General features: G+C 68.1%; 26 protein-coding genes. 11 read left to right on the forward strand and 15 right to left on the reverse strand.

The window, feature by feature from the left end:
• Positions 1–2 precede the first annotated feature (2 nt).
• The 3 genes from GONAM_RS06840 (at position 3) to GONAM_RS06850 (ending at position 2057) form a co-directional block, all read left to right on the forward strand.
• A complete protein-coding gene (locus GONAM_RS06840) occupies positions 3–650 on the forward strand; it encodes a response regulator transcription factor (RefSeq protein WP_006866038.1) in 648 nt (215 codons plus the stop codon).
• 181 nt (positions 651–831) lie between these two features.
• The gene (locus GONAM_RS06845) at positions 832–1707 is read left to right on the forward strand and encodes a universal stress protein (protein ID WP_006866039.1); all 876 of its coding nucleotides are present in this window, start codon (positions 832–834) and stop codon (positions 1705–1707) included.
• Between the two features lie 143 nt (positions 1708–1850).
• A complete protein-coding gene (locus GONAM_RS06850) occupies positions 1851–2057 on the forward strand; it encodes a hypothetical protein (RefSeq protein ID WP_006866040.1) in 207 nt (68 codons plus the stop codon).
• Here the strand turns inward: GONAM_RS06850 and GONAM_RS06855 are convergent.
• The 5 genes from GONAM_RS06855 to GONAM_RS06875 all read right to left on the reverse strand — a co-directional run bounded on the left by GONAM_RS06855 (position 2044) and on the right by GONAM_RS06875 (position 8885).
• Positions 2044–3006 carry a L,D-transpeptidase family protein gene (locus GONAM_RS06855; protein ID WP_006866041.1) on the reverse strand — a complete coding sequence of 321 codons (963 nt, stop codon included), beginning with the start codon at positions 3004–3006 and terminating at the stop codon, positions 2044–2046. The two genes, GONAM_RS06850 and GONAM_RS06855, sit on opposite strands and share 14 nt — an antisense overlap.
• 725 nt (positions 3007–3731) lie before the next feature.
• Positions 3732–5039, reverse strand: coding sequence for an RNA 5'-3' helicase PhoH2 (gene phoH2, locus GONAM_RS06860; protein WP_005195763.1), 1308 nt, complete (start codon positions 5037–5039; stop codon positions 3732–3734).
• Between the two features lie 344 nt (positions 5040–5383).
• Positions 5384–6256, reverse strand: coding sequence for an acyl-ACP desaturase (locus GONAM_RS06865; RefSeq protein WP_005195761.1), 873 nt, complete (start codon positions 6254–6256; stop codon positions 5384–5386).
• 67 nt (positions 6257–6323) lie between these two features.
• Positions 6324–7631 (reverse strand): serine hydroxymethyltransferase, encoded by a 1308-nt coding sequence (gene glyA / locus GONAM_RS06870; protein WP_035750511.1) that lies wholly within the window; start codon positions 7629–7631, stop codon positions 6324–6326.
• Positions 7632–7664: 33 nt separating this feature from the next.
• Positions 7665–8885: a hypothetical protein gene (locus GONAM_RS06875; RefSeq protein ID WP_006866042.1), complete on the reverse strand. Its 1221-nt coding sequence runs from the start codon at positions 8883–8885 to the stop codon at positions 7665–7667.
• A 126-nt stretch (positions 8886–9011) separates the two neighbouring features.
• Here GONAM_RS06875 and coaA point away from each other — a divergent pair, with 126 nt between their 5' ends.
• The gene (gene coaA / locus GONAM_RS06880; protein WP_006866043.1) at positions 9012–9953 is read left to right on the forward strand and encodes a type I pantothenate kinase; all 942 of its coding nucleotides are present in this window, start codon (positions 9012–9014) and stop codon (positions 9951–9953) included.
• Between the two features lie 3 nt (positions 9954–9956).
• Here the strand turns inward: coaA and GONAM_RS06885 are convergent, their stop codons facing one another.
• Entirely contained in the window at positions 9957–10529 is a 573-nt protein-coding gene (locus GONAM_RS06885; protein WP_006866044.1) for a TetR/AcrR family transcriptional regulator, read from the reverse strand.
• A gap of 72 nt (positions 10530–10601) precedes the next feature.
• Here GONAM_RS06885 and GONAM_RS06890 point away from each other — a divergent pair, with 72 nt between their 5' ends.
• Positions 10602–11765, forward strand: coding sequence for an acyl-CoA dehydrogenase family protein (locus tag GONAM_RS06890; RefSeq protein WP_040535595.1), 1164 nt, complete (start codon positions 10602–10604; stop codon positions 11763–11765).
• 592 nt (positions 11766–12357) lie between these two features.
• Here the strand turns inward: GONAM_RS06890 and GONAM_RS06895 are convergent.
• Together GONAM_RS06895 and GONAM_RS06900 are read right to left on the reverse strand one after the other, a co-directional pair.
• Positions 12358–12846: a carboxymuconolactone decarboxylase family protein gene (locus GONAM_RS06895; RefSeq protein WP_006866046.1), complete on the reverse strand. Its 489-nt coding sequence runs from the start codon at positions 12844–12846 to the stop codon at positions 12358–12360.
• Positions 12843–13637: an SDR family oxidoreductase gene (locus GONAM_RS06900; RefSeq protein WP_006866047.1), complete on the reverse strand. Its 795-nt coding sequence runs from the start codon at positions 13635–13637 to the stop codon at positions 12843–12845. The genes GONAM_RS06895 and GONAM_RS06900 overlap by 4 nt, the downstream gene beginning before the upstream one ends.
• Positions 13638–13734: 97 nt before the next feature.
• On the opposite strand from GONAM_RS06900, the gene pdxR reads away from it, so the two are divergent.
• Positions 13735–15231: a MocR-like pyridoxine biosynthesis transcription factor PdxR gene (gene pdxR / locus GONAM_RS06905; protein ID WP_006866048.1), complete on the forward strand. Its 1497-nt coding sequence runs from the start codon at positions 13735–13737 to the stop codon at positions 15229–15231.
• Here pdxR and GONAM_RS06910 read toward each other — a convergent pair.
• Positions 15190–15972 carry an isoprenyl transferase gene (locus GONAM_RS06910; RefSeq protein ID WP_006866049.1) on the reverse strand — a complete coding sequence of 261 codons (783 nt, stop codon included), beginning with the start codon at positions 15970–15972 and terminating at the stop codon, positions 15190–15192. The two genes, pdxR and GONAM_RS06910, sit on opposite strands and share 42 nt — an antisense overlap.
• Positions 15973–16087: 115 nt before the next feature.
• Here GONAM_RS06910 and trhA point away from each other — a divergent pair, with 115 nt between their 5' ends.
• On the forward strand, positions 16088–16762 hold the full coding sequence (gene trhA / locus GONAM_RS06915) for a PAQR family membrane homeostasis protein TrhA (RefSeq protein ID WP_006866050.1): 675 nt from the start codon (positions 16088–16090) through the stop codon (positions 16760–16762).
• 22 nt (positions 16763–16784) lie between these two features.
• Here trhA and GONAM_RS06920 read toward each other — a convergent pair whose 3' ends face one another.
• Both GONAM_RS06920 and GONAM_RS06925 read right to left on the reverse strand, forming a co-directional pair.
• A complete protein-coding gene (locus tag GONAM_RS06920; protein WP_006866051.1) occupies positions 16785–17873 on the reverse strand; it encodes a 3-deoxy-7-phosphoheptulonate synthase in 1089 nt (362 codons plus the stop codon).
• 250 nt (positions 17874–18123) lie between these two features.
• Positions 18124–18570, reverse strand: a complete 447-nt coding sequence (locus GONAM_RS06925) for an Lrp/AsnC family transcriptional regulator (RefSeq protein ID WP_006866052.1) — start codon at positions 18568–18570, stop codon at positions 18124–18126.
• Between the two features lie 97 nt (positions 18571–18667).
• Between GONAM_RS06925 and rocD the strand changes: the two genes are divergently transcribed.
• Positions 18668–20764, forward strand: coding sequence for an ornithine--oxo-acid transaminase (rocD, locus tag GONAM_RS22350; RefSeq protein WP_006866053.1), 2097 nt, complete (start codon positions 18668–18670; stop codon positions 20762–20764).
• On the opposite strand, the gene GONAM_RS06935 is transcribed toward rocD, so the two are convergent.
• Genes GONAM_RS06935 through mca form a run of 4 tightly spaced genes read right to left on the reverse strand, consistent with a single transcriptional unit; the run spans position 20756 to position 24527 of the window.
• Positions 20756–21256 (reverse strand): TspO/MBR family protein, encoded by a 501-nt coding sequence (locus GONAM_RS06935; protein ID WP_006866054.1) that lies wholly within the window; start codon positions 21254–21256, stop codon positions 20756–20758. The genes rocD and GONAM_RS06935 overlap by 9 nt on opposite strands.
• A 52-nt stretch (positions 21257–21308) precedes the next feature.
• A complete protein-coding gene (locus tag GONAM_RS06940) occupies positions 21309–23297 on the reverse strand; it encodes a thioredoxin domain-containing protein (RefSeq protein ID WP_006866055.1) in 1989 nt (662 codons plus the stop codon).
• Positions 23298–23310: 13 nt separating this feature from the next.
• Positions 23311–23631 carry a hypothetical protein gene (locus GONAM_RS06945; RefSeq protein WP_006866056.1) on the reverse strand — a complete coding sequence of 107 codons (321 nt, stop codon included), beginning with the start codon at positions 23629–23631 and terminating at the stop codon, positions 23311–23313.
• Positions 23628–24527: a mycothiol conjugate amidase Mca gene (gene mca, locus GONAM_RS06950; RefSeq protein WP_006866057.1), complete on the reverse strand. Its 900-nt coding sequence runs from the start codon at positions 24525–24527 to the stop codon at positions 23628–23630. The genes GONAM_RS06945 and mca overlap by 4 nt, the downstream gene beginning before the upstream one ends.
• Before the next feature lie 48 nt (positions 24528–24575).
• On the opposite strand from mca, the gene GONAM_RS06955 reads away from it, so the two are divergent.
• From GONAM_RS06955 to greA, 3 genes are all read left to right on the forward strand, one after another.
• A complete protein-coding gene (locus GONAM_RS06955) occupies positions 24576–25034 on the forward strand; it encodes a DUF4307 domain-containing protein (RefSeq protein ID WP_006866058.1) in 459 nt (152 codons plus the stop codon).
• Positions 25031–25807 carry a queuosine precursor transporter gene (locus tag GONAM_RS06960; RefSeq protein WP_006866059.1) on the forward strand — a complete coding sequence of 259 codons (777 nt, stop codon included), beginning with the start codon at positions 25031–25033 and terminating at the stop codon, positions 25805–25807. Before GONAM_RS06955 ends, GONAM_RS06960 begins: the two co-directional genes overlap by 4 nt.
• A gap of 129 nt (positions 25808–25936) precedes the next feature.
• On the forward strand, positions 25937–26431 hold the full coding sequence (greA, locus tag GONAM_RS06965; protein WP_006866060.1) for a transcription elongation factor GreA: 495 nt from the start codon (positions 25937–25939) through the stop codon (positions 26429–26431).
• Positions 26432–26801: the final 370 nt, after the last annotated feature.

Below are 26801 nucleotides of genomic sequence, written 5' to 3' on the forward strand. Positions count from 1 at the left end.
CGATGTTCTCGGTTTTCCTCGTCGACGACCACGAGATCGTCCGACGAGGTCTCGTCGAACTCCTGGATCACGACGACGACGTCCGGATCGTCGGCGAGGCCGCGACCTGTGCGCAGGCCCTCGCCCGCATCCCCACGGTGAAGCCCGACGTGGCGGTGCTCGACGTCCGCCTACCCGACGGGAACGGGATCGAATTGTGTCGCGAGCTGCTCAGCCGCGTCGACGGACTGCGCTGCCTGATCCTGACCTCGATGACCGACGACGAGGCCATGATGGACGCCATCCTCGCCGGCGCCAGCGGGTACGTCATCAAGGACATCACCGGCATGGAACTCGCCCGGGCCATCACCGATGTCGGCGCCGGACGTTCGTTGCTCGACAACCGGGCGGCCGCGGCCTTGATGGACCGCTTACGCACCCAGCGTGAAAAGGAGCAGAAGCCCGGCGACGGGTTGAGCGAGCAGGAGAGCACGCTGCTGGCGCTCCTCGGCGAGGGCCTCACCAATCGTCAGATCGCCGCCCGGATGCACCTCGCCGAGAAGACCGTGAAGAACTACGTGTCCCGACTGCTCGGGAAGCTCGGCATGGAACGCCGTACGCAGGCCGCGGTCTACGCCGCGAAGGCAGCGCAACGGGGTCACGCGCACTGAGTCGGGGCGCGCGAGCGATCTGCGCACCATACCCTGCGGTCTTGAGGCCAAAACGTGTCGAAGGTCCTCATCCTCAGGACTTTACCCGGTGACTCGACCCTCACCGGGGGCATGTACTGGGTACACCAACCGATGCCGGGCACCCCGGCACGCGGTGTGTGAACCCCAGGGGGACTGCCGTGTGACCGTATCCGGATTCCTCGACGGACCCGTAGTCGTCGGCGTCGACGGGTCTGCCACTGCCCGCGCCGCCGCCCGCTGGGCCGCGCGCGACGCCGCTCTCCACCGGTCGGAGCTCGAGCTGATCGCCTCGGCGAATCTCGCGGCGGACGATCCACGCGTCCTCGAACCCCTGCGCGCCCGATGCGAACGCGCCCTGGCCGAGGCCCGCCGCGTCGCCGAGGACTCCGGCGACTCGCCCGAACCGCTGAAGATCACGACCCAGGTCGTCGACTCACCGCCGGTCACCACCCTGGTCGAGGCATCCGGTCGAGCCCGCCTCCTCGTCGTCGGCAACCGGGGGCACATGGCTGGTCATCGCGTCGCTCTCGGCACGGTCACCACCGCACTCGCCGAGCACTGCAGATGTCCGCTGACGGTCGTCCGCGACTCCACGTCCCATTGGTCCCAGGCGGGGGTCGTGGTCGGCACCGACGGCTCCCCGGGCGGACGAGCCGCCGTCGACGCCGCGTTCGCCGCAGCCGACCTACGCGGCGTCCCGGTCACGGTCGTCCACGCCTGGTGCGACACCGATGTCGCCGACATGTCCGTGCCGTGCACGATGTCGGAGTGGCCGAGCCATCGCAGCCGCGCCGACGCCTGGCTCGACGCCGAACTCGCCGAGGTGCGCCACCGGTACCCGCGCGTCACGGTCCGCCACGCCGTGACCAGAGACCGACCCGCCCGCGCCTTGCTCGACCACGCCCAGGCCGCACAGCTGCTCGTCGTGGGCGCGCGTGGTCGCGGCGGTTTCGCGGACATGCGACTGGGCTCGACGAGCCTTTCGGTCCTGCGGTCGGCCCGTGGCCCGGTGATGGTCGTAACCCGCGAGCGCTGACCTGCGCCCGATCTGCCGAACCATGTGCCATTCGGCCCTATGAGACCTACATCACACCCGGCGAAACTGAGGTGGTCGCTCGTCCGAGTCCGTCGACGAACCGACAGGACCGACTCGACACAGCCAGCACCAGAGGTCCACCCATGACAGTCATATCCCCGTTGTTCGCCGAAACCGAGGGTTCGGCCGACCGGTACTGCGACAGCTGCGGACGCAGCTTCATCCCACGACGACCACTGGCCGACCCCGAACGGGATCGCTGGGCCAGGGTCAACGGCTGGCACGTCGGGGTGGAGGAGACCTTCTGCCCCGCCTGCCGGCACGCACGGTCCGAGATCAGCGACCCGTGAGCTGCCCGAACAGGGCGGGAATCGCACCGACCAGCTGCGAGAGCAGGCCGGTCAGCATGTCGGAAGCCGGCACGTCGGGAGTCGACGGCGTGGCACCCGGAGTTGTCTGAGGGGTTGCTCCGGGCGCCTCGCCGGTCGGCGCACCCTTGTTGACGCCGATCGTGATCTTCGGGCTCTTCGCCGGGTCGAGCCAGACGAGGATCTTCTTCATCAGTTCACGCTCGATGGCGACGCACCCCAGCGTGGGTTGGTCGTTGGTCACGTGCAGGAACATCGCCGTCGCCTTGCCGGGCGTGCGCTCCGGATTGTGCGCGATGTTGACGGCGTAGTCGTAGACCGGACCCGAGTTGTACAGGTTCTCGCTGTCACCACCGGGACTCTGGGGCTGACGTACGTGGGTGTTGTAGGTCGGCGACTTGGGATCGGAATCCCACCAGTCCTGGGTGTCGACCTTGAGGTAGGGCATCTTGGTGCCCGGGTTCTCCTGGCGACCGAAGGCCTGGTCGAGCGGGAACGTCCCCTCCGGGGTGCGCGGTACGTTGTCCTGCGGTTCGCCCATCCCCAGGGAGCCGAGGTAGGCCTTCGTCGGACCTAGGCCGGGGACCGGCTTCCAACTGCCGTCGGTTCCCTTCTCGAAGGCGGTGAGTGTGGCGGTCGTGTCCGATGCCTTGGGTGCGGTCACAACGATCATCTGACTGGTCGGACCCCCGGAACCGTCGAGGCCGCCGGGGGCCTCATCGGAGCCGCTGCCGCCGGACAGCTGGTTGAGCACCTCGTCGAGCAGCGGGATGCCGAGGCCCTCCCCCATTCCCGGCAGCGACGGGCTGCCCGGCGTGGTCGGCGTCGTCGGCGTGATAGGTGTCGTCGTTTCCGGATCGGCGAGAGCCTGACCCGCACCACCGGCACATGCGGCCAACACCGCAATCACCAATAGTCCCAGCAGTCTCATTCGCCTCATCAGTAACTTCAGCACCACAACAGTGTGACAGCGCGCAAGACCCCGTGAGTCACGTGATGGTCACGGTGCAGTGAGGATCGGATCAAGCCCTCCGGTGGACCCGACCGGCCCTCGATCGTCCGAGCAACCGTCGACTGTCGGGTCGGCGGTCGATTGTCGATGGAAAATCGGAAATGATCCATTATTCGACGCGCAGGGCAAAGCGTCGGAAAGAAGTCCTCGCGTCGAAGCCACGCATAATTCACCGACTATTTCTTTGCGAGAACTAAACATAATCGTTAGCGTCGGCAACGGCGTTGATCGCACAGCGACCCCGCCGGACGGAAAATCACCGACAAAGGAGAGAAATGGGTTCCCTGGAGAACATCGAAGCCCTCACCGCATTCGTCGAACTCCTCAACGCACTCAGCGACCTCGGCGGCAGCGCGGCCTGACCCCTCCCCCGAGTCCGGCCCACCATCACGGGAATCGTTGCGTCAGAGGCGATCTCGACAGTGGGCCCCAGTGACGGAAGGCCGCGACGGTTCGCTCCCCTCAGCGGATCGTCGCGGCCTTCCTCTGTAAGCACCCCGCTCGCTACGCTCCCGGCGCGGTCACACCCCGCCCGCTCGCTACGCTCCCGGCGCGGTCACACCCCGCCCGCTCGCTACGCTCCCGGCGCGGTCACACCCCGCCCGCTCGCTACGCTCCCGGCGCGGTCACACCCCGCCCGCTCGCTACGCTCCCGGCGCGGAGGGCCCGAACTCCTCCAACATCTCCGTCACCAACGCCGCGATCGGCGACCGCTCACTGCGGGTGAGCGTGATGTGCGCGAAGAGCGGATGCCCCTTCAGCTTCTCGATGACCGCGGCGACACCGTCGTGCCGGCCGACGCGGAGGTTGTCGCGCTGTGCGACGTCGTGGGTGAGCACCACACGAGATCCCGAACCGAGGCGCGACAGCACCGTCAGCAGGACGTTGCGTTCCAGCGACTGCGCCTCGTCGACGATCACGAACGAATCGTGCAGGGAACGACCGCGGATGTGCGTCAGCGGCAGCACCTCGAGCATCCCGCGGCTCAGCACCTCCTCGATGACCTCCGGCGAGGCGAGCCCCTCGAGGGTGTCGAACACCGCCTGCGCCCACGGACCCATCTTCTCGGCCTCGCCCCCGGGGAGGTAGCCGAGCTGCTGACCGCCGACCGCGTACAGCGGCCGGAACACGACGACCTTGCGCTGGGTCCGCCGCTCGAGAACCGCCTCGAGACCCGCACACAGGGCCAGAGCCGACTTTCCGGTGCCCGCCTTGCCGCCCAACGAGACGATGCCGACGCTGTCGTCGAGCAGCAGGTCGAGAGCGACCCGCTGTTCCGCGGAACGCCCGTGCAGGCCGAAGGCCTCACGGTCTCCCCGCACCAGCTGCACGCGCTTCTCCGCGTTGACGCGACCGAGGGCGCTCGACGACGGACTGAGCAGGCGGATGCCGGTGTGACAGGGCAGCTCCCTGGCCTCGTCCAGGTCGATGACCCCGTCGGCGAACAGAGCGTCGATCATCGACGTCTCGACGTCGAGCTCGGTCATCCCCGACCACCCGGACACCACCACGTCCTGCGCGTGGTACTCGTCGGCGGCCAGACCGACCGCGCCGGCCTTCACACGCAGCGGGGTGTCCTTGGACACCAAGGTCACGTCCTTGCCCTCGGCACGCAGGTTCAGCGCACAGGCCAGAATCCGGGAATCGTTGCTGTCGGTGCGGAAACCGGCCGGCAGGACGGACGGATCGGTGTGGTTGAGCTCCACCTGGAGGGTGCCGCCCTCCTCACCGATCTCGATCGGCAGGTCGAGCCGACCGTGCGCGAGTCGCAGGTCGTCGAGCATGCGCAACGCCTCACGCGCGAACCAGCCGAGCTCGTGGTGGTGACGTTTGCCCTCGAGTTCACTGATCACCACCAGTGGCAACACCACTGAGTGCTCCGCGAAGCGCATGACCGCCCAGGGGTCGGACAGCAGCACTGAAGTGTCGAGGACGTAGGTGCGTGTGGTCACGTCGGGCTCCTACGTTCATGCGGCGCCCGCACAAACCAGTTCTCAGGTGACCGGCCGGTCGAAGTCCGTTGCCCTCGGCGTCAGCCGAGGTGGACGAGGACCGGGGCCGGTCCTCTCGCGCTGCTGGTGCAATACACGAATCGAACCTCCCGGACGAACCGCTTCCCCGCGATCCGTACCGTCAACGTACGCGCAGACTCCGCGGGCGGCGCGCCGGAATCAGGTGTGTCGGCGTGAATTTCGCGTTAATCGCAGTATCGTCTGACCCAGGGACGCAAACGGCGCCACCAGGACATTCGTCGTCCTGATGGCGCCGTGCGCGCGTCTTGCGTCGTGCCGGTGTTCTACCCGCGGGCGCGGGAGAGGATGCGCTGACGTGCCGCCTCGGCCTCTTCGCCCAGACCCTCGATGGAGTCGAGCTTGACCGCGTCGGCGAGGGTCGCGGCGATCTCGCGCCAGGTGTCGGAGTTCTCGTAGTTCTCCAGGAGAGCCCGTTCGGCATCGAAGTCGTCGATGTCGTGGCCGATGGCCTCGGCCCGACCCAGCGCCAGGGCCGCGTCGATCGCGATGACCGTGGCGTCCTGGTCGGCGATGATGCCGGCGTTGAGGAACGCACCGAAGGTGTTGGCCTGCTGCTGGTCGTCGGCGGCGATCTTGGTGAGGATCTGCTCCAGGACGTCGTCGGCGGCGATTGCACTGAGTCGCTTGATGAAGCTGACGCACTGGTTCTCGTGGACGGCCATCAGCGCGAGAACGTCGAGCGGTCCGAGCTGGTCGACCTGCTCGGGGGTCTGCCGGTAGCCCTTGGTGACGTGGACGAGTCGACGGTTCTCGGCGTCCACCGGATCGATGGCGCGACGCACGACGAGGTAGTCGCGCAGGACGATCGAGTGCCGGTTGTCCTCCGCGGTCCACACACCGATGAGCTGACGCCACTCGGAGAAGGCCGGGAAGTGCTTCGCGAGCACACGGTGGTACGACGGCAGGTTGTCCTTGGTGAGGAGCAGCGCCAACAGTCCGGCGCGCGCCTCCTCGGACAGCGTCGCCTGCGACGGATCGAAGTCGGCGCCGCCGAGGAAGGCGAAGTTGCGTCCCTCGTCCCACGGCACCCAGTCGTGCGGGTTCCACGGAGTGGCGGCCGACTGGTGGTCTTCCGCGATCTCGGGAAGAGCCTTCTCGAGCGCGATGATCAGGTCGTCTTCAGTGAGTGCGTTCATCGCTGCAAGGATACGGACGCCGCTCGGCGCGGGGCAATTCAGGTCACATCCGAGCGGCCGGCCACGGCTAGATGCGGCTCATCAGTCCCCACTCCTCGAGTCCCTCGTAGAGCGGGAAGTCGAGGGCGAGCTTGGACACCCGGCCGCGCAGGGCCGAGACGTCGGCCGACGAGCCCGCGGCGAGTGCCGTCGCGATGATGTCGGCGACCTCGGTGAACTCTTCGTCGCCGAAGCCACGGGTGGCCAGTGCCGGGGTACCGATGCGCAGACCCGAGGTGACCATCGGCGGGCGCGGGTCGAACGGCACCGCGTTGCGGTTGACCGTGATCCCGACCTGATGGAGCAGATCCTCGGCCTGCTGGCCGTCGAGGTCACTGTTGCGCAGGTCGACGAGCACGAGGTGGACGTCGGTGCCGCCGGTCAGGACCGAGACGCCGGCCTTGGCGACATCCTCACCGTTGAGGCGTTCGGCGAGGATGCTCGCACCCGACAAGGTGCGGCGCTGACGCTCGGCGAACTCCTCGGTGCCGGCGATCTTCAGTGCGACGGCCTTGCCGGCGATCGCGTGCATGAGCGGTCCGCCCTGCTGGCCGGGGAACACGGCCGAGTTGAGCTTCTTGGCCCACTCCTGCTTGGCCAGGATGATGCCGGAGCGGGGTCCGCCGAGGGTCTTGTGCACTGTCGAGCTGACGACATCGGCGTGCGGCACCGGCGACGGGTGCAGGCCGGCGGCGACGAGTCCGGCGAAGTGCGCCATGTCGACCCACAGGTGGGCGCCCACCTCGTCGGCGATGGAGCGGAACGCCTCGAAGTCGAGCGTGCGCGGATAAGCAGACCAGCCGGCGACGATGACCTTGGGCTTCACGTCGAGGGCGATCTTGCGCACCTCGTCCATGTCGATCCGGAAGTCTTCCTTGCTCACGCCGTAGAAGGCGTTCTCGTAGAGCTTGCCGGAGAAGTTGAGACGCATGCCGTGCGTGAGGTGGCCGCCGTGGGCGAGGTCGAGACCGAGCATGGTCTCCCCCGGCTCCATCAGGGCCTGCAGCACGGCCGCGTTGGCCTGCGCGCCCGAATGGGGCTGGACGTTGGCGAAGTCGGCGCCGAACAGCTCCTTGGCGCGGTTGCGGGCGATGTCCTCGACCACGTCGACGTATTCGCAGCCGCCGTAGTAACGGCGTCCCGGGTAACCCTCGGCGTACTTGTTGGTGAGCACGCTGCCCTGCGCCTGCAGCACCGCACGCGGCACGAAGTTCTCCGAGGCGATCATCTCGAGAGTGTCCCGCTGACGGCTGAGTTCGCCGTTCATGGCGGCGGCGACGTCGGGGTCGAGCTCCGCCAGGGACATCGAGTTCACGGATGACGAGTTCGCGGTCATGGCGACAAGTCTAGGGACCTGCGCCGCGATCCCCTAACCCGCTACCAGCTCACGGCGCAGGCTCGCCGGGATGAGCGGTTCGTCGAGCAGCCGTCCGAAGGCCGCGGCGCGGTCGCCGGCGGCGTCGAGCCAGGTCTCGAGCAGTTGGTAACCCTCGACGTAGGTGCTGATGTAGGCCCGCCACAGCGGCGAGGTGAGGAAGCGCAGCATCTGCCGGGCCCGCTCGGGCGGTGCTAGCAACCAGGTCTGGAGGAAGTCGGCGACGGTGTCGGCGTCGGCGTGCTGGTCGTGCAGCATGAGGGCCGCATCCTGGCGGACGGTCAGCAGTCCGGAGGTCGCGCGTCCGACGCGAATCGCCCGATCGGCGTCGAAGCGCAGGCCGAGGTCGGCGTAGATCTCCTGTGCCCAGGCGCCAAACTCTTTGCCCATGATGGCGGTCAGGGCGTGGTCGGCGAGCCCCTCGGCCATCAGACACTGCGGGGTGTTGACGAGGAAGATCGACTGCTCGTGCTGGCCGGCGCCGACGAGCAGTTGTTCCTTGCGGCAGTGCTCGGTGTGGTGGCCGGGGTAGGCCTCGTGGGCGATCAGGTGCGGGAGCGAGGACATGTACTGCGTGAGGTCGGCGTTGATCGCGACCCGCGACCGGTAGTCGCCGAGGTAGTAGTTGAACCCCGACCACGGCTTGTCGGTGACGACCTCGAAGTCGACGATCTCGTTGTCGGGCAACGGGTACTGCGCGCGAACTCGTTCGCGCAGGGCGCCGCTGAACGCCCGGACGCATTCGTCGACCTTGTCGGCGGGGATCTCGTCGGCCCGACGATGGGCGGCGTACGCGTCGCGGAGTTCGTCACCGGTGGCGTCGGCAAGGCCGAGCGCCTCGGCGAGTTCGGTGTGGGCCTGCCGGTAGCGGTCGGCGTCGGCGAGGGCGATGTCGACGTCGAAGTAGGCGCTGACCTCATCGGCGAAGGAGATCTCGTCGCCGGCGAACTTGCGGGCTGAGCACTCGAGCGCCCGCAGATGGGAGCCGATGAACTCCGCGCGGTCGGCGGGCAGATCTCCGGGGAGTTCGGCGCGCAACGCTCGGGCCTGCGCGGCGAGCTGCGCCGGATCGGGCGCGGGCCCGTTCGCGATCTCGGCGCGCAGGGCCGGGTCGCCGGTGAACGCATCGACGAAGCCTTCTTCCAGCCGGTCGAACGCCAGCCCCAGCCGCAGGTAGTCGGTGACGAGGTCGGGGGTCGCGTGGTCGGCCGGCATACCGGGCACGTTACCGCGAGCGGAGGCCCCGCGTGGACCCACCGCGTCGCGGCGAGCGATGGGCCCTAAGCTGTTACGCATGATGACCCGGGCAGCCGTGCTCACCACTACCCCGGAGCTGCGCTGATGGCTCGCAATGCCAGTGATCGGGACCCCAGTCTGTACCTGGAACTCGACCGCCGGCAGTGGCGCGAACTGCGTGAGTCCATGCCTCTCGTGCTGAACGAGTCCGAGCTCTCCGAGCTCGTGGGCCTCGGTGAGCAGATCGACCTCGAGGAGGTCGCCGACGTCTATCTGCCTCTATCGCGTCTGATCCATCTGCAAGTCGCTGCGCGCCAACGACTGTTCGCGGCCACCTCGACCTTCCTCGGCGAGCGTCAGATCAATCGGCAGGTCCCGTTCGTCATCGGTATCGCAGGCAGTGTGGCCGTGGGCAAGTCGACGACGGCGCGCGTGCTCGCGGCGTTGCTCGCCCGGTGGGAGTCGCATCCGAAGGTCGACCTGATCACCACCGACGGCTTCCTGCTGCCGACGGCGGAGATGCAGCGTCGAGGAATCCTGCACCGCAAGGGTTTCCCCGAATCGTATGACCGGCGCGCGCTGCTCCGCTTCGTGACCGAGGTGAAGTCGGGTGCGCGCGAGGTCGCGGCGCCGGTCTATTCACACCTCGCCTATGACATCGTGCCGAACGTCTATCACTATGTGCGGCAACCCGACATCCTCATCCTCGAGGGGTTGAACGTCCTGCAGACCGGTCCGACGCTGATGGTGTCGGATCTCTTCGACTTCTCGATCTACGTCGACGCCAAGATCGAGGACATCGAGGAGTGGTACATCTCGCGCTTCCTGCAGATGCGGACCACGTCGTTCGCCAACCCGGACTCGCACTTCCACGCGTACGCCTCGCTCACCGACGAGCAGGCCACGGCTGCGGCCCGGGACCTGTGGACGTCGATCAACCGGCCGAACCTCATCGAGAACATCCTGCCCACCCGCCCACGCGCCTCGCTGGTGCTCCGCAAGGACGTCGACCACGCCATCAACCGGGTCCGCCTGCGAAAGCTCTGAACATCACGCCGGCGTGAGCATCAGATCGACCAGTTCCGCGCTGTGGCGGCCGGCCGCCGCGCGATCCTCCTCGGAATAGGACAGGTGCAGCGCCCCGATCCCCATCGCGAAGATCCAGTTGGCCCGCACGGATGCGATTCTCGGGTCCAGCCCGTGGTCGAGGAGACACCGGCGCACCGCTTCTCGCGCACGACGATCGGAGGTGCGGATACTCGCCTCGGCCTCCGGATCCGAGCGCGCCCATTCCCGCATCGCCCGTTCGATCATCCAGTGGCGCGGACTCGTGAGCTGAGCGATCAGGCCCAGCAGACGATCGCGTGGGGGTAGGTCGGCCAGCGCCGCGAAGTTCTGGTGCTCCTCGTCGCTCCACTCGCCCCATCGTGCGACCAGCGCCGCGCGGTAGGCCGCGATGTCGGTGAAGTGCCAGTAGAAACTGCCTTTGGTGACCCCCATGCGCTTGCAGACGGTGTCGATCTTGATCTGCTTGAACCCCTCCTCGGCCAGGATCGCGTACCCGAGCTCGATCCAGTCGTCGGCCGACAGGTGGCCGCCACCTCGCTCTTGCGCTCGCCCCATTCGCTCACCCTAACGGCGCTTTCCGGCCCGAACCGGGTATCCCATACTTTTTTGTATGTTACGTTCCGATCCGTGGACACCCCGACATCCGGAACGGTGCGGATCACCGACGAATTCATCGCCGCCCTGGCCGAACGCGCCGGCCGGGCGGAAGATCTACGGCAACTGCCGGCCGAGACCATCCGCGACGCGACCGACTCCGGCCTCCTGGATCTGTTGATCCCCAGCAGGTTCGGCGGACTCGAAGCACCCTTCCCCGAGATCCTCGACCACGTCCGACGCCTGGCCCATGGCTGCACGTCGACCGCCTGGACGCTGGGTTTCTACACCCTGCACGGTTGGATCACCGCACTTTTCAGCGAGGCGGCGCAGGAAGAGGCTTTCGCAGATCGTCCGTACCTCGCACCGGCGCCACTGGCACCGACCGGGACCGCGGAGCCGCGCGAGGGCGGTTTCGCCGTGTCCGGTCGCTGGTCCTGGGCCACCGGCATCATGGCCGCCAACTGGGTGATGGTGGGCGCCGTCGTCACCGGCGATCGGCCCGACGCCATCCTCGCGCTCCTGCCGATCGACGACGCGCGGGTGGAGGACGTCTGGCACACCGACGGCATGCGGGCGACCGGGTCCAACGACGTCGTCATCGAGGACGCCTTCGTACCGGCCCACCGCACGGTCCGGGTTCGAGATCTCTACGCGGGCAGGACACCTGGCGCGACGTTGCACGACAGCCACTCGTATCGCTGGCCCATGGTCCCCGCGCTTGCCCTGCTGGCCGCCATGCCCGCCCTGGGCACGGCCGAGCGAGTCGCCGACCTGTACGCGGCACGGCTCTCCGAACGCGTCCTCGCGTACCAGATGGTCAAACAGAAGGACAAGCCCGCGGCGCGGATTCGACTGGGCGACGCCCGAATACGACTCGAGGCCCTCCGCGGTCTGCTCGCGGAGACCACGTCGACCATCGAGGGGACCCTGACTGCCGGCGCGACGGTCGACGTCCGCACGCGGGCCCAGGCACGTCTTGCCGCGGCCCGCATCGTGAACGAGTCGAGAGCCGTGATCGGCACGCTGCTCGAGGCGTCGGGCGCCAGTGTGCACTTCCTCGACCATCCGGTGCAGCGTGCGCGCCGCGACGTCGACGTCCTGTCCGGCCACGTGGTCTTCGACTACGACGAGATCAGGGAGATCGCCGGATCTCTCGAGATCGGTATGGAGATCTCCCCGTTTGCCATGGTGTAGCGCGGCTGATGCCCGTGGCACCCCTCTACCGGCTGATCCGACAGAGCGCGACGCACCCAGGCCCGATGCCTGATGTGCGAGGAGCGCAAGCGACAGTCGGCCTTGCTGCCTGAGGTGTGAGGAGCGATAGCCGCCGGGCTGAGTAGCGACGGAGGAGCGTATCGAAGTCGACGAGCCACGAAGGCCTGGTGAGACACCGTCGCCCACCTGACTACCGGTCGACGTCAACCCGACCGGCAGACTTCGATCGACGTCTGCCGGTCGAGTTGAGATTCGGCAGTCGGGATCCGGGCGCTTCTCAGGGAGCTGGCGAGATGACCTCGGAACGGTGGCGGGTTGTTGCGGTCCACTCGTCGAGTCGTCGACGGCGAGTGTCGGTTCGCGCGGCCAGCTCGTCGGTGAGTCGTTGCCGGGCCGGGTGGTGGGGTGGCTGGATTCAACGACGCGAACGGCGGATCAGGTCGTGTATCAACGACTTCGGAAATAGATGTTTCCCGCGTGACCGATTCCTTCCCGCTTACCGGGTAGCGCTCGCGGGAAGGAACAGACGCCGCTGGAAGGAAACAGTCCCGCGGGAGGGAACAACCAGCGGTCAGCCGAACGCCGGCGACGCACGCCGTTCGTCGAGCCCGGCCGGGTAGCCGCCGGCGATCGCGATCCGGTTCCAGGTGTTGATCATCGCGATCGCGGCGACGAGTTGTCCGGTCTCCACGGCGTCGAAATGTGCTCGCACGTCGTCGAACACGCCATCGGTCACCCCGCCCTCGCCGAGCTCGGTGAGTTGTTCGGCCAACGCGAGGACGGCGCGCTCCCGTGTGTCGAACATGGTTCCGGCCTCGCGCCAGGCCGGGAGCATGAGCAGCTTGTGCGGGTCGATCCGTGCGGCGAGTGCATCGCCGGCGTGCATGTGCAGGCAGTATGCGCAGCCGTTGAGCTGCGACACCCTCATCGAGATCAGCTCGCCGATCTCGGCGTCGACACCCGCCGACGACGCGCGCTGCAGAGCGACGAGGGCCTTGTAGACCGCGGGATTGTCCTGCGGAATCCACATGCGTGTCGACGGGCGGGTCCGGACACTCATCGAGCACTTCCCGCGGGGGCGTCGGCGTGGCGTGCCAACCACTGCTCGAGGGTGGTCGGGGTGACGACATCCGGGTACGCGGGCACCAGACCCCCGCCGCGGATCGCCGGCCCGCCGACGGACGCCCCGAGAATCCAGCGCGGCGATCCACGTTGCGCCGCAACGGCTTTTGCCACCCCGAGGAGGTCCATCTCCGCCGGCCCCGCGACCTCGATCTTACGGAGCCCACCCGCCCCGACCGGGGCGGGCGCGGTGGTGGCCGTATCCGCGACCACCTTCGCCACGTCCTCCGCGGCCGCCGGGCGGCACCGCATCTTCGGCACGATCGCGACGGGACCGACGGCCATCCGCCCCATCATCTGTTCGGCGAGTTCGAACCACTGCACCGACGCGAGGACGGTGAGTGTCGCCGGGTCGACGACGTCGCGGTACGCGGCCTCCTGAGCCGCTTTGCCCTGGTAGTAACCGAATTTCGCGTTCACCGCCGGATCGTCCGCGTTGACGATCGAGACGCAGACGACGTGCCCCACCGCAGCTGCGGTCGCCGCCCGCCCGATGTTGTGCGCCGTCGTCCGGAAGAAGTCGACCGCTTTCTTCGCGCTCAGCGTCTCGACACTGAGGCAGTCGACCACGACGTCGGCCCCGGACATCGCCTGGGCCAGCCCCTCGCCGGTATAGGCGTCGACCCCGGCCGCCCGGTTCGCCCGCACCACCTCGTTGCCGCGCTCGGCGAGCAGATCCGCCACCCGGCTGCCCAGTACCCCGCTCGCTCCGATCACCACGATCTTCATCTCGCCCCTCCTCGCCGACTTTGTCGGTTGTTGTGTCTCCTTGTGTCTTCTGGACCTAGGCTAATGCGGGATTAGCACAAGAAAGTGGTCCAATCTGATGGAAGAAAACAGGGTCAATCAAGGCGGCGTCCCTCCCGACCCGTGGGCGGAGGTGGCTGTTCGCCTCGGCGCCGATCTGTTCCTCGACCTGCAGCCGGACCCCGGGGCGAGTGCACGCGGGCGCGGTGCGACGCTGCGTCGAACGCTCATCGAGGCGCTGCGGTCGGCGATCCTCGACGGGCGCCTCCCCGCGGGCACCGCCCTTCCGCCGTACCGTTCGCTCGCCGCCGACCTCGGCCTCGCCCGAGGCACGGTGTCGGCGGTCTATCAGGAGCTGATCGCCGAGGGCTGGCTGACCGCGCGCCAGGGTTCGGCCACACGCGTGGCCGAGGGCGCAGCACGCCCCGACGCCGCCGGACGGGACGACGAACGCCCGCAGGCGCACCCGATGTTCCGCTTCCCGCACGACTTCTCGCTCGGACAGCCGTGCGCCGGCATGTTCCCGCGGACGGACTGGATCCGTGCCACCCGCCGCGTTCTCACCGACGCCGGCGACGATGCGTTCGCACCCGCGCACCCGCAGGGTCGCCCGGAGCTCCGGCACGCCCTGAGCGCATACCTGGGCCGGACCCGCGGCGTCCGCACGACCGCCGACCGGGTGGTCCTCGGGACCGCGGTACAGTCCGCGCTGGAGTTGCTGTCGCGCAACGTCTTCGGCGACGCCTTGGCGGTCGAGAGTCACGGCCTCCCCTTCCATTGGCGGGCCGTCGAACGCGGCGACACCCGAACGATCCCGATCCCCGTCGACAATGAGGGGATGGTGATCGACGACCTCGAGCGCAGCGGCGCCTCGGCGGTCCTGCTGTCGCCGAGCCACCAGTTCCCGACCGGGGTGCCGCTGTCGCCGTCGCGGCGCATGCAGGTCATCGAGTGGGCCCGGCGGACCGGGGCGATCATCGTCGAGGACGACTACGACGGCGAGTTCCGGTACGACCGTGACCCGGTCGGCGCTCTGCAGGCGCTCGGCCCGGATGTGGTGGTCCACGCCGGGTCCATGTCCAAGAGCCTCTCTCCCGCCGTGCGCGCCGGGTGGCTTGCGCTGCCCCCTCAGCTGGTGGACGTCGTGGTGGGCGCCAAAGGACTACGCGAAGGCGACGCGAGCATCGTCGATCAGCTGATCCTCGCCGAGCTCATCGACTCCGGCGCCTACGACCGGCACATCCGCCGCAGCCGGCAGGTGTACCGGCAGCGCCGCGACGCACTCGTCGAAGCCGTCACCGCATGTGGTTTCGCGCTGCCCGGCATCGCCGCCGGACTCCACGCGGTCATCCCGGTCGACCATGCGGTCGAGGGCCCACTCGTACATGAGGCGTTCCGGCGCGGGATCGGGCTCGTCGGCTTGTCGTTGTTCCGTCACCCGGACGCCGATCCCCTGCCACACGGCGGCCTGGTCGTCGGCTTCGGAACGCCCGCGGCGTCGACCTTCACCGCCGACCTGCAGGCCCTTCGCGACCTACTTGCCGAATCGCCGGCTGCGCGCCGAGTAGTCCCGTAGCGCGCGCAGGAAGTCGACCCGGCGGAACTCCGGCCAGTACGCGTCGGTGAACCAGATCTCCGAATAGGCGCTCTGCCACAACAGGAATCCCGACAGTCGTTGTTCTCCGGAGGTCCTGATCACGAGGTCGGGGTCGGGCTGCCCCTTGGTGTAGAGGTTCGCGTCGATCGCCTCGACGGTGACCGCCTCGATCATCTCCTCGGGAGTGGCACCGGCGGCACGCTTCTCGTCGAGCAGTGCCCGCACCGCGTCGACGATCTCCTGGCGGCCGCCATACCCGACGGCGACGTTGACGTTCATGCCGTGCCGTTCGGAGGTTCGGTCGGCCGCGGCCCGCAGTCGCCCGGCGACGGCCTCGGGCAGGGCGTCGAGGGTGCCGACGATGCGGATGCACCAGTCGCCGTCGGGCGAGGAGATCTCGTCGACGATGTCGGGCACGATCTCGAGCAGTGCGTCGAGCTCGTCGGACGACCGGTTCAGGTTCTCGGTGGAGAGCAGATAGATGGTGACGGCCTCGATGCCCAGACCCGCGCACCAGCCGAGCATGTCGGCGATGCGCTGGGCACCCACCCGGTGTCCGTGGCTGACGTCGTCGAATCCCGCCTCGCGCGCCCAGCGGCGATTGCCGTCGCAGATGATCGCGACGTGCCGCGGTAGGCGCTGGGTGTCGAGGAGTTGGATGAGTCGACGTTCGTAGATGGTGAGAGCTGGACGGCGCACCCGATCCGGCAGCAGCTTCATCCTTCGCGGCCTCGTGTCACGTGGGACACCTTACGCGCCGGGGTGCGAGCAGGATGACCCTGCCGACCTCCGCGAGGCTCCCTACAGCCGAGTAAGTTACGGTACCGTAGGTTTTGTGAACACACTGTCGACCCCGCCCCCGGACGTGGCCGATCGCCCGCGTCTGCGCGGCGTGATCCACCACTACTCCGCCTATGTGGCAGCGGTCGCCGGCATCGCGCTGGTCATCGGCGCCGCCATCCTCGACGGCACCGTCGCCGCGCTGACGTGTGCGGTCTACGCGCTCACCGTCGTCGGACTCTTCGCCGTCAGCGCCACCTATCACCGCATCCCCTGGAAGACGGCGCGTGCGCGCATCCGGATGAAGCGTGCCGACCACGCGATGATCTTCCTCTTCATCGCCGGCACCTACACACCGTTCTGCGCCCTCGGCCTCCCGTCGCCGACGAGCTGGTGGGTACTCGGCATCGTCTGGGCCGGCGCGCTCGGCGGGTCGCTGCTGAAGATCCTCTGGCCGGGCGCTCCGCGCTGGCTGGGCGTGACCCTCTACATCCTGCTCGGCTGGGTGATCGTCGTGGTCGCCCCGGCCCTGGTCTCCCAGACCGGCTACCTGATCATGGTCCTGCTGGCCCTCGGCGGCGTGCTCTACAGCGTCGGCGGCGTCCTCTACGCGATGCGCTGGCCCAATCCGTGGCCGCACACCTTCGGCCACCACGAGGTCTTCCACCTCTGCACCGCGGTCGCCGCGTTACTCCACTACGCCGCCGCCTGGCTGGTCGTCGTCAACTGACCAGCCAGGCGCAGGGCGGAACTCAGGCGCGGGCGAGTGCGTCGAGCACGGTGGCGCTGGCCTCCCAGCCCATGCACTTGTCGGTGACGGACTTGCCGTAGACCAGCGGGGTGGCGTCGGTCGACTGCGCGCCGGGCTCCAGGAAGCTCTCCAGCATCACGCCGCTGATGTTCGACGCCTTGCCGGCCTCGCGGGTGGCACGCAGGGTCGCGGCGATCTCGGTCGCAACCTCCGCCTGGCGGACGTGGTCCTTGCCGGAGTTGGCGTGCGAGCAGTCGATCATCACGCGTGCGGGCAGTCCGGCCTTGTCGAGGGCCGCGGCCGCCGACGCGACCGACTCGGCGTCGAAGTTGGGTCCACGGGTGCCGCCACGCAGGATGATGTGGCAGTCCTCGTTACCCGCGGTCTCGACGACAGCGCCGTTGCCGAAGTCGTCGACTCCGAAGAAGACATGTTCGGCCGCAGCGGCTTTCACGCCGTCGATGGCAACCTGGACGTTGCCGTCGGTGCCGTTCTTGAAGCCGATCGGCATCGACAGGCCCGACGCCAGCTGACGGTGCACCTGCGACTCGGTGGTGCGGGCGCCGATGGCACCCCACGCGACGGCGTCGGCGATGTACTGCGGGCTGGTCGGCTCGAGGAACTCACAGCCGACGGGCAGTCCGAGGTCGATGATGTCGAGCAGCAACGACCGGGCGGTCCGCAGACCGCGCTCGACGTCGAAGGTGTTGTCCATGCCGGGGTCGTTGATCAGACCCTTCCAGCCGACCGTGGTGCGCGGCTTCTCGAAGTAGACCCGCATGACGATCTTCAGACGATCGGCGTAGGCCTCGGCCAGCGGCGCAAGGCGACGCGCGTAGTCGATCGCGGCGATCGGATCGTGCACCGAGCACGGTCCGACGATGACGAGCAGTCGGTCGTCGCGGCCGGCGAGGATGTCGGCGATCTCGTCGCGGTCGCGGGCCACAGCCAGCGCACGACGCGCGGTCAGCGGCAGTTCGCTGCGGACGGTGTCGGGCGACGGGATCGGACGGAAGGACTTGATCCGACGATCAGAGGTCGATTCGGCCTTGTCGGCCGTGCGGGTCGGAAGATCCGGGAGAGTGGTCACGGTATGTGCCTTTCGAGGTCGTGCCCTGTCGGTGATCCGATCGGGGCACGCCTTCACAGTGGTGGAGCCCCGCTCAAAACAAAGAGCAGCGACCGTATGGTCGCTGCTCGGGCTCCGGGTGTTACGTGCGCGCGCTTGGTCAGCGCTTCATCGTGGCCCCACCCGGAGCCTCGATAAAGCGCCAATATGCGCGCACGGTGCTGATCACGGCGACAAGACTAGCACAGCGGGTTCTGCGGGTCGCCGGGGTCTACGGATGACCGCGGTCGATCAGTTCACTGAGCACGATGATCGACTCGGACTTGTCGACCGGCCCGGCCGCACGGATGCGCTCGAGCGCCTGCTCGAGGTGGCGGACATCACGGGCCCGCACACGGAGGATGGCGTCGGCCTGACCCGAGATGGTCGCCGCGCTCACGACCTCGGGAATCGGTTCCCACGACGCCTTGAGTTCATCGGGCGAGATGTTGCCCCGGCAGTACACCTGCACATAGGCCTCGGTGGTCCATTGCATGGCGTGGGGGTCGACGATGGCGGTGAATCCCCGGATCACCCCGTCGGCGAGGAGACGGTCGACGCGACGCTTGACCGCCGGTGCCGAGAGCCCGACCTCGTCGCCGATCTGCGCATACGTCGCACGGGCGTCGCGGGTGAGGCAGGCGAGCACCTTCTCGTCGAGATCGTCGAGCGTACGCAACGGATGACCACCTTCCGACCCTGACATGACGATTTGTTGCAGCATTGCGCAATTCACGGCGATTGTTTGCACCAATGGCCGACGATACGCTCGATTCATGACTCTGACGAGCCCGGGCATCGGTGCGCCCCTGGTCCGGGAGGCGCGGCTACGGACCTACGCGATGACCCCACCGGTGCACTTCACCGTGTCCTATGCGATCAATCCCTGGATGGACACCTCGGTCCCCGTGGACACCGACCGCGCCCTCTCCCAGTGGCACACCCTCCGCGCGGCGTACGAATCACTCGGCCACACTGTGCATCTGGTGGACCCGGCGCCCGGCCTGCCCGACATGGTCTACGCCGCGAACGGCGGTCTCAGCGTCGGCGACACCGTCGTCGCCGCGAGCTTCGCCTTCCCGGAGCGGGCCGCCGAAGGCGACTTGTACGCGGAGTGGTTCGCCCGCAACGGATTCGGCACGGTCCACCGCACCACGGGCATACAGGAGGGCGAGGGCGACTTCCTGGTCGTCGGCGACCGAATCCTCGCCGGCACCGGTTTCCGCACCCAGCGCTCCGCGCACGACGAGGTCGCCGCGATCACCGGTCGAGCGGTCATCACCCTCGACCTCGTCGAGCCGCGGTTCTACCACCTCGACACCGCACTGGGCGTCCTCGACGACGCCACGATCGCCTATTACCCAGCCGCGTTCTCCGAACGCTCACGCCGCCTGCTCGACGACCTGTTCCCCGACGCCCTCATCGCCACCGACGCCGACGCCGAGGTACTGGGCCTCAACCTGGTCTCCGACGGGCTCAACGTCGTGATGACCGATCGCGCACCGCATCTCGAGACACTGCTGCACGACGCCGGGTTCCGTCCGGTGACCGTCGATCTCTCCGAGTTGCTCAAGGGCGGCGGCGGGGTCAAGTGCTGCACCTTGGAACTGAGGAGGACCCGCACCATGTCCGACACGCTCATCCCCCACGATGTGACAGCTCCCGCAGGTCCCACGATCGACGCCGAACCGCATGTGGCGCAGAACTATTCCCCCATCCCCGTCACTGCTGCCACCGCCGAGGGCGCGTGGATCACCGATGTCGACGGCAGGCGCCACCTCGACTGCCTGGGCGCTTATTCCGCGGTCAACTTCGGCCACCGCCATCCGCGGATCGTCGCCGCGGCACTCGAACAGATCGAACGGGTGACCCTCACCAGCCGCGCGTTCCGCTCAGACCGTCTCGAGCCGTTCTGCGCCGCCCTCGCGGAGTTGTGCGGCAAGGAGATGGTGTTGCCGATGAACACCGGCGCCGAGGCCGTCGAGTCGGCGATCAAGGTCGCCCGTAAATGGGGTTATGACGTCAAGGGCGTTCCCGACGGCCGCGCGACGATCATCGTTGCCGGCGGCAACTTCCACGGCCGCACCACGACGATCATCTCGTTCAGCGACGACCCCGATGCCCGCACCGGATTCGGCCCGTACACACCGGGTTTCGTCCGTGTCCCCTACGGCGACGCCGACGCGATCGCCGCCGCCATCGACGAGACGACCGTCGGCATCCTGCTCGAACCCATCCAGGGCGAGGCCGGCATCATCGTCCCGCACGACGACTACCTTCCGCGGGTGCGAGCCCTGTGCACCGCCGACGACGTCCTGCTGATCGCCGACGAGATCCAGTCGGGCCTCGGCCGGACCGGGCGCACCTTTGCCGTCGAACACTGGGGCGTCGAACCTGACATCTACCTGCTCGGCAAGGCACTCGGTGGCGGGATCGTGCCGGTCAGCGCGGTGGTCGCGAATCGTGAGGTCCTCGGCGTCCTGCATCCCGGACAGCACGGCTCGACTTTCGGCGGCAACCCGCTCGCCGCGGCCATCGGCCACACCGTCGTCGACATGCTGGCCGAGGGCACCTGGCAGGAACGCGCCACCGACCTCGGCGACCACCTACACACACGTCTACGCGAATTCGCCGGCCGCGGCGTCGTCGCGACCCGCGGTCTCGGACTCTGGGCGGGAATCGATCTCGATCCGTCACTCGGCACCGGCAAGGAATTCTGCCTGCGCCTCGCCGAGCACGGCGTCCTGGCCAAGGACACGCACGGCTCGACTTTGCGGCTCGCCCCGCCGCTCGTCGTCACCATTCAGGAGATCGACTGGGCCATGGGCCGATTCGCGGAGGTGCTGGACGAGATGAGCGCCCGGTCAGCGTGATGCGCGCGTGCGGTCGCGGTTGAGCCACCACGTCGACGTCGACAGAACCGTGGCGAAGGCGCACCACGCCGGGTAGGCGGCGAGCGCGGCCCCGGCCTTCGGATTCACGGCCGCGGTACGCCGTGTCAGGTCGGCGCTGCTGACCGTGAGGGCCGCGGCGGCCACCGACGCGGTGCCCAGCGCCCCTTTGCCGAAGTAGATCCAGCTCCATGCCCCGTTGAGTGCGAGATTGGCGCCGAGCGCGGCGATGTACGCCTGCTTCTCGTCCTGGGACGGCCACTCGCCCAGGCCGTCGATCGTGGTGGCGGAGGTGACCGCGATGTCGGCGTACAGGGCGGTCCAGGCCACCGGGAACACCCAGGCCGGCGGCACGAAGGACGGCTTCTTCAGCCGCGGATACCAGGTCTCGACCGCGGGTTTGGTCACCACGCTGCCGATGGCGCCGGCTGCGGCGGTGGCGAGCGAGGTCCCGATAAGAGTGGAGATGCGCATACCCCTCAATACCCGTTCCGGCGAATCCGACACCTGCGCCGTCGAGCTGCCCTCAGCCGATCTGGGCGGCCAGGTTCTCCTCGTCCGTGACCGGCAGCCCGCAGACCGTTCCCCGGCACACATAGGCGGCGTCGCGTCCGTCGACCGGACCGCGTGCGACGAGCAGTGGATGCGAATCCTGTTCGCCGGCAACGACGACCGCCCCGCCGGGGACGTGAGCCCAGGCCGCCCGGGTCAGGGAATGATCCGACGCGGGGCCTTCGGCCACGGCTATCTGGATCGGCCCGGCGACCCGCGCCGACATCACCGACATCCAGTGCCCGGCCGATCGCGGCAGCTTGGCGACGATCACCGACGCGCGGGACAGGCTGTGCTCCAGTAGTTCTGCGTAACCGACCGCCTTGGCCGAATCGGCGAGCATCGATGCGGTGAGCAGCGCCTCGGCCATGAGCGACGCCCCCGACGGGGTGGCACCGTCGATCGGATCCCGGGGCTGGGCGATGAGCCCTTCGCCGGTGGCGTCGAACCAGGCTCCGGGCGCCTCCGGGTCGGCGAAGCGCTCGACCGCGGAGTCGAGTAACCCCAACCCAGCACCCAGCCATCGGGTTTCGCCGGTCACCTGGAACAGCGTGAGAAGAGCCGTGCTCAGGGCCGCGTGGTCGTCGAGCCCGCCATCGGTCTCCCCCACGTGCCCGCCGAGCGACGATCGTCGGAGCCGGCCGCCGATGAGGTGCATGCCCAGCAGCTCGTCTGCGCACCGAACGGCGGCGTCGACGTAGGTGGCCTCGCCCAGCCCGGCACCGGCCTCGGCGAGTGCGGTGATCGTCATGGCGTTCCACGCGGTGACGACCTTGTCGTCGCGGGCGGGTTGGACGCGCCTGCCCCGCGCGTCGAGGAGAGCCGCACGTACGGCGTCGAAGCGTTCGCGGTCGTCGGGATCGGACGGCAGTTGGAGCGTCGAGCGGCCGTGTTCGAAGGTGCCCCGCTCGGTCACGACGAACAGTTCGGCGGCCCAGCGTCCGGTCTCCGGTCCAAGGACCTCGGCGAGCTCCGCCGGCGTCCACACGTAGGTGGACCCCTCAACCCCGGCGGCATCGGCGTCGAGCGACGAGGCGAACCCGCCCGGCACCCGCAGGTCCCGCCGGAGGAAGGTGACCGTCTCCTCGACGACGCGGCGCGCCAGCGGATCTCCGGTCCGCCGTGCGAGATGGGCGTACGCCCGCAGCAGCTGCGCGTTGTCGTAGAGCATCTTCTCGAAGTGGGGCACCACCCAGCCGGCGTCGACCGAGTACCGGGCGAAACCACCGGCGAGCTGGTCGTAGATGCCGCCCCGGGCCATCGCATGCAAGGTCCGCCCGGCGGCGTCGATGGCAGCTGAGTCGCCGGTGCGTTCGGTGTGCCGGATCAGCGCTTCTCCGAGCGCCGAGGGCGGGAACTTGGGTGCGCCGCCGAAACCACCGAACTCGGGGTCCTCCTCGCCGAGGGCGGTGCGGACGCCGTGCGCGAGCAGTCGGTCGTCGACGGCGACGGTGCCAACCGGCAACGGGGCCGTGTTCGCCACGATGTGTTCGCGCACCTTCGCGGCGGTGTCGTCGAGATCGGCTCGACGCTGCGTCCATGCGTCGCTGACCGCGGTCAGAACCTGTCGGAAAGAGGGAATCTGACCGTGCGGCCGCGGCGGGTAATAGGTGCCGGTGTAGAACGGGTCGCCGTCCGGCGTGAGGAAGCAGGTCATGGGCCAACCACCCTGCCCGGTCATCGCGACGGTGGCACTCATGCAGATGGCATCGATGTCGGGACGTTCCTCCCGATCGACCTTGACGCAGACGAAGTCACGGTTCATCTGCGCCGCGGTGGCGTGGTCCTCGAAGGACTCGTGCGCCATCACGTGACACCAGTGACAGGCCGCGTAGCCGACCGACAGCAGAACCGGCACATCGCGTTCGCGTGCCTGGTTCAGTGCGGCGTCGGACCACTCCTGCCAGTGGACGGGATTGTCGGCGTGCTGCCGGAGATATGGGCTCGTCGCCGAGCCCAGCATGTTCGACGAACCGTCAGGTGTCCGCCGGGCGTCGCTCATCGGTCCCGGTGGTGCTCGTCGCGTCCTGGTTGCCGGGGGCGGCGTCGTCGGCGGCGGTGACCGGCCCCGACGGGTCGGTGCCCTCGTCGAACGCCTGATCTGCCTCGGGGTGCTCGGTGTCGAAGGACTCCGGAAGTTTCTTGAGCTGGCGACTCATCGACCAGATCAGGAACGCGGTCCCGATCAGCAGCAACAGGATCACCAGCAATCCCAGCGGCGACGACTTGCCGAACTCCGGCCCCTGCGGCTCCTCGGCCGCGACGACCATCACGGTGTTCACGATGGCGATGTTCATGACACCTCGATTCCGGTGAACAGATCGGTTTCGGGCAGGGCGGTCTTCACGCGCGTCTTGGCCAGCTCGAACTCCTCGGTCGGCCAGAGTCGCTGCTGCCACTCCAACGGTACGGCGAAGAACATGCCGTTGGGATCGATCTGCGTCGCATGTGCGCGCAACGCATCGTCACGCTGCGGGAAGTACTTGGCGCACTCGACCTGGGTGGTGACCCGACCCATGAGGTCGCCCCGGCTCGGGTCCCACTTGCTGAGCCACTCGGTGAACGGGCTCTCCTGACCGTGGCGCTCGAACTCGTCGGAGAAGAGCTCCATCCGGTCGCGGATGAAACCGTGCGTGTAGTACAGCTTCGACACCGTCCACGGCTCACCGGTTCCGGGGAATGCGTCGGGGTCGCCGGCCTGGTCGTAGGCCGCGACCGACACCTCGTGGCACCGGATGTGATCCGGGTGCGGGTACCCGCCGTGCTCGTCATAGGTGATCATCACGTGCGGACGGAACTCGCGGACCAGACGGACGAGCGCCTCGGTCGCCTCGTCGAGCGGAACGGTCGCGAACGAGCCCTCCGGCAGCGGCGGCAACGGGTCACCCTCGGGGAGTCCGGAGTCGACGAAGCCCAGCCACGTCTGCTTCACGCCGAGGGCCTCGGCGGCCCGGGCCATCTCCTCGCGGCGGACCTCGGTCATCCGCTCTTTGATGCCGGGACGGTCCATCGCCGGATTCAGGATGTCGCCGCGCTCGCCACCTGTCAGGGTGACGACGAGCACCTCGTTGCCTTCGGCCGCGTACTTGGCGGTCGTGGCCGCACCCTTGCTCGACTCATCGTCGGGGTGCGCGTGGACCGCCATCAGACGGAACACACCCGGCTGCGGGCCGTCGGCATGGGATTCGGTCACAGTTCCTCACCTTCGGATCGTTACTGGTCCCATGGTAGGTATTGACGCGTGAACAGTTCGGATGGGGGCGCCGCGGAGCGCCCTCGCAGCGGCCCGCGCGCGACCTACCCGGAGAATTCCGCGTCCGCGCACACCCGTCGCCGCTGGTTCCTCGCCCTGTCGATACTCGTCGTCGTGGCCGGCGTCACGCTGGCGGCGATCGGTTACAGCAAGTTCGGCACCGCGGACGTCTCCGGTGAGGCGACCGGCTACGAGATCCTCGACGACAACACCGTCGCCGTGCAGTTCACCGTCGACCGCTCCGACCCGAGCAAGCCCGCGGCCTGCGTGGTGCGCGGACGATCGAAAGACGGCAGTGAGACCGGCCGGCGCGAGATCCTGATCCCGGCCGACCCCGCCGAGCGGATCGGCGTCCGCACCGAGGTCACCACCTCCAAGCCGCCGGTCATCGGTGAGGTCTTCGGCTGCACCGTCGACGTGCCCGCCTACCTCCAGCCCGAGTCGTGAGCACGCGGCCGACCGAACCGGGCGACGCGGCAGCACCCCGCGCCGCGTTCGCCGCCATCGGCAGCCGCTACTTCCCGCTCCTCGTCGCGCTGTTCGTCGGTGTGATGCTGATCAGCAACGTGACCGGCACCAAGGGTGTCGTGCTGTTCGACGACTGGCTCCACCTCGACGTGGGCCCCGTTCACATGCAGGGCCTGGTCACCGACGGCGCCTTCTTCCTGTTCCCACTCGCCTACGTCCTGGGTGACGTGATCAGCGAGGTGTATGGCTTCCGCGCGATGCGCCGCACCATCCTTGCCGGCTTCGCCGTGCTCATCCTCGCCTCGCTGTGTTTCTGGCTGACCATCCACCTACCCGCCGCCGATTTCTATGAAGGCCAGGAGGCTTTCGAAACGGTCGCCGGCGTCGTTCCGCAATTCCTGCTCGCCGGCCTCGCCGGATATGTGGTCGGCGAATTCCTGAATTCATTCGTGTTGGTCAAAATGAAAGAGCGTGCCGGTGAACGGCATCTGTGGGCGCGCCTTTTGGGATCGACGGTGGTCGGCGAATTCGCGGACACCCTCGTCTTCTGCTCGATCGCAGCAACCGCCCTGGGTATCTCCACCTGGGGAGATTTCGTCAACTACACGATTGTCGGATTTGTCTGGAAAACACTCGTGGAGATCGTGATCATGCCGGTGACGTATTTCGTTGTGGGATGGCTGAAGCGAGCGGAACCCACCTACCAGGAAGCACTCGGCGCGGCAACGGCTGGAACAACTGATGTGCCATAGGTCTCATCGGCTGGTATGATGATCGGATACACGGCTCCGCGAGGGGTCGTGTTGCTGCATTTATAGCAGTCCATATGCCGCGCGGTGAAAGAGTCGCATCGCGGCGCGGACAACACGAAGGAGTGACCGATGACCGACACCCAGGTGACCTGGTTGACCCAAGAGTCGCACGATCGCCTCAAGAGCGAACTCGACTCATTGATCGCCAATCGTCCGGTCATTGCCGCCGAGATCAATGAGCGACGCGAAGAGGGCGATCTCAAGGAGAACGGCGGCTACCACGCCGCCCGCGAAGAGCAGGGCCAGCAGGAAGCGCGTATCCGCCAGCTGCAGGAACTGTTGAACAACGCGAAGGTCGGCGAAGCCCCGACCCAGTCGGGCGTCGCCCTGCCCGGCTCCGTCGTCACCGTCTACTACGACGGCGACGAGAAGGACACCGAGACCTTCCTCATCGCAACCCGTGAAGAAGGCGCCTCGGGCGGCAAGCTCGAGACCTACTCCCCCAGCTCGCCCCTGGGCTCGGCCCTGATCGACGCCAAGGTCGGCGAGACCCGCGAGTACTCGGTGCCCAGCGGCGCGACGATCAAGGTGACCCTCGTCAGCGCGGAGCCGTACCACGGCTGAGATGGGTTGAAAACCACCACTTTTGGGCAATCCCACCACCCTTCGGCGCTCCCTGTCAGGCTGTTTGTGAGACACCTGGCAGGGGTCGCGGGGAACGGAGTGCGTGGTGTCTATCAGTGTCGAGGTGGGTCGGACCCCTAGCGGGCAGCGGTCGTACCCGCTCGGTTTCAAGGTCGAGTTTCTGCAGTTGTGGGATGCGGCGATGTTGGAGCGGGGTGGCCGTGCGCGGTTGTTGCGTGAGTATGGGTTGTCTCGGGCCACGGTGCGGGGCTGGTTGCACTCGCGTGATCGGGGAGACTTTGAGGCGTCGATGGTGTCGGCAGCACTCAAGTCGAAGGGATCGCGTCGGGTGGATGCTCAGGAACGAGCC

Origin of the sequence: Gordonia namibiensis NBRC 108229, from assembly GCF_000298235.1 — a bacterium.
GTDB lineage: Bacteria > Actinomycetota > Actinomycetes > Mycobacteriales > Mycobacteriaceae > Gordonia > Gordonia namibiensis.

Bases quoted from the DNA above. Each gene is read 5' to 3' on its own strand.
- GONAM_RS06840 (WP_006866038.1), top strand. From the start codon at position 3: ATGTTCTCGGTTTTCCTCGTCGACGACCACGAGATCGTCCGACGAGGT.
- GONAM_RS06850 (WP_006866040.1), top strand. From the start codon at position 1,851: ATGACAGTCATATCCCCGTTGTTCGCCGAAACCGAGGGTTCGGCCGAC.
- GONAM_RS06855 (WP_006866041.1), bottom strand. From the start codon at position 3,006: ATGAGACTGCTGGGACTATTGGTGATTGCGGTGTTGGCCGCATGTGCC.
- GONAM_RS06865 (WP_005195761.1), bottom strand. From the start codon at position 6,256: ATGAACGCACTCACTGAAGACGACCTGATCATCGCGCTCGAGAAGGCT.
- glyA (WP_035750511.1), bottom strand. From the start codon at position 7,631: ATGACCGCGAACTCGTCATCCGTGAACTCGATGTCCCTGGCGGAGCTC.
- GONAM_RS06875 (WP_006866042.1), bottom strand. From the start codon at position 8,885: ATGCCGGCCGACCACGCGACCCCCGACCTCGTCACCGACTACCTGCGG.
- coaA (WP_006866043.1), top strand. From the start codon at position 9,012: ATGGCTCGCAATGCCAGTGATCGGGACCCCAGTCTGTACCTGGAACTC.
- GONAM_RS06885 (WP_006866044.1), bottom strand. From the start codon at position 10,529: ATGGGGCGAGCGCAAGAGCGAGGTGGCGGCCACCTGTCGGCCGACGAC.
- GONAM_RS06895 (WP_006866046.1), bottom strand. From the start codon at position 12,846: ATGAGTGTCCGGACCCGCCCGTCGACACGCATGTGGATTCCGCAGGAC.
- GONAM_RS06900 (WP_006866047.1), bottom strand. From the start codon at position 13,637: ATGAAGATCGTGGTGATCGGAGCGAGCGGGGTACTGGGCAGCCGGGTG.
- pdxR (WP_006866048.1), top strand. From the start codon at position 13,735: ATGGAAGAAAACAGGGTCAATCAAGGCGGCGTCCCTCCCGACCCGTGG.
- GONAM_RS06910 (WP_006866049.1), bottom strand. From the start codon at position 15,972: ATGAAGCTGCTGCCGGATCGGGTGCGCCGTCCAGCTCTCACCATCTAC.
- rocD (WP_006866053.1), top strand. From the start codon at position 18,668: ATGACTCTGACGAGCCCGGGCATCGGTGCGCCCCTGGTCCGGGAGGCG.
- GONAM_RS06935 (WP_006866054.1), bottom strand. From the start codon at position 21,256: ATGCGCATCTCCACTCTTATCGGGACCTCGCTCGCCACCGCCGCAGCC.
- GONAM_RS06940 (WP_006866055.1), bottom strand. From the start codon at position 23,297: ATGCTGGGCTCGGCGACGAGCCCATATCTCCGGCAGCACGCCGACAAT.
- GONAM_RS06945 (WP_006866056.1), bottom strand. From the start codon at position 23,631: ATGAACATCGCCATCGTGAACACCGTGATGGTCGTCGCGGCCGAGGAG.
- greA (WP_006866060.1), top strand. From the start codon at position 25,937: ATGACCGACACCCAGGTGACCTGGTTGACCCAAGAGTCGCACGATCGC.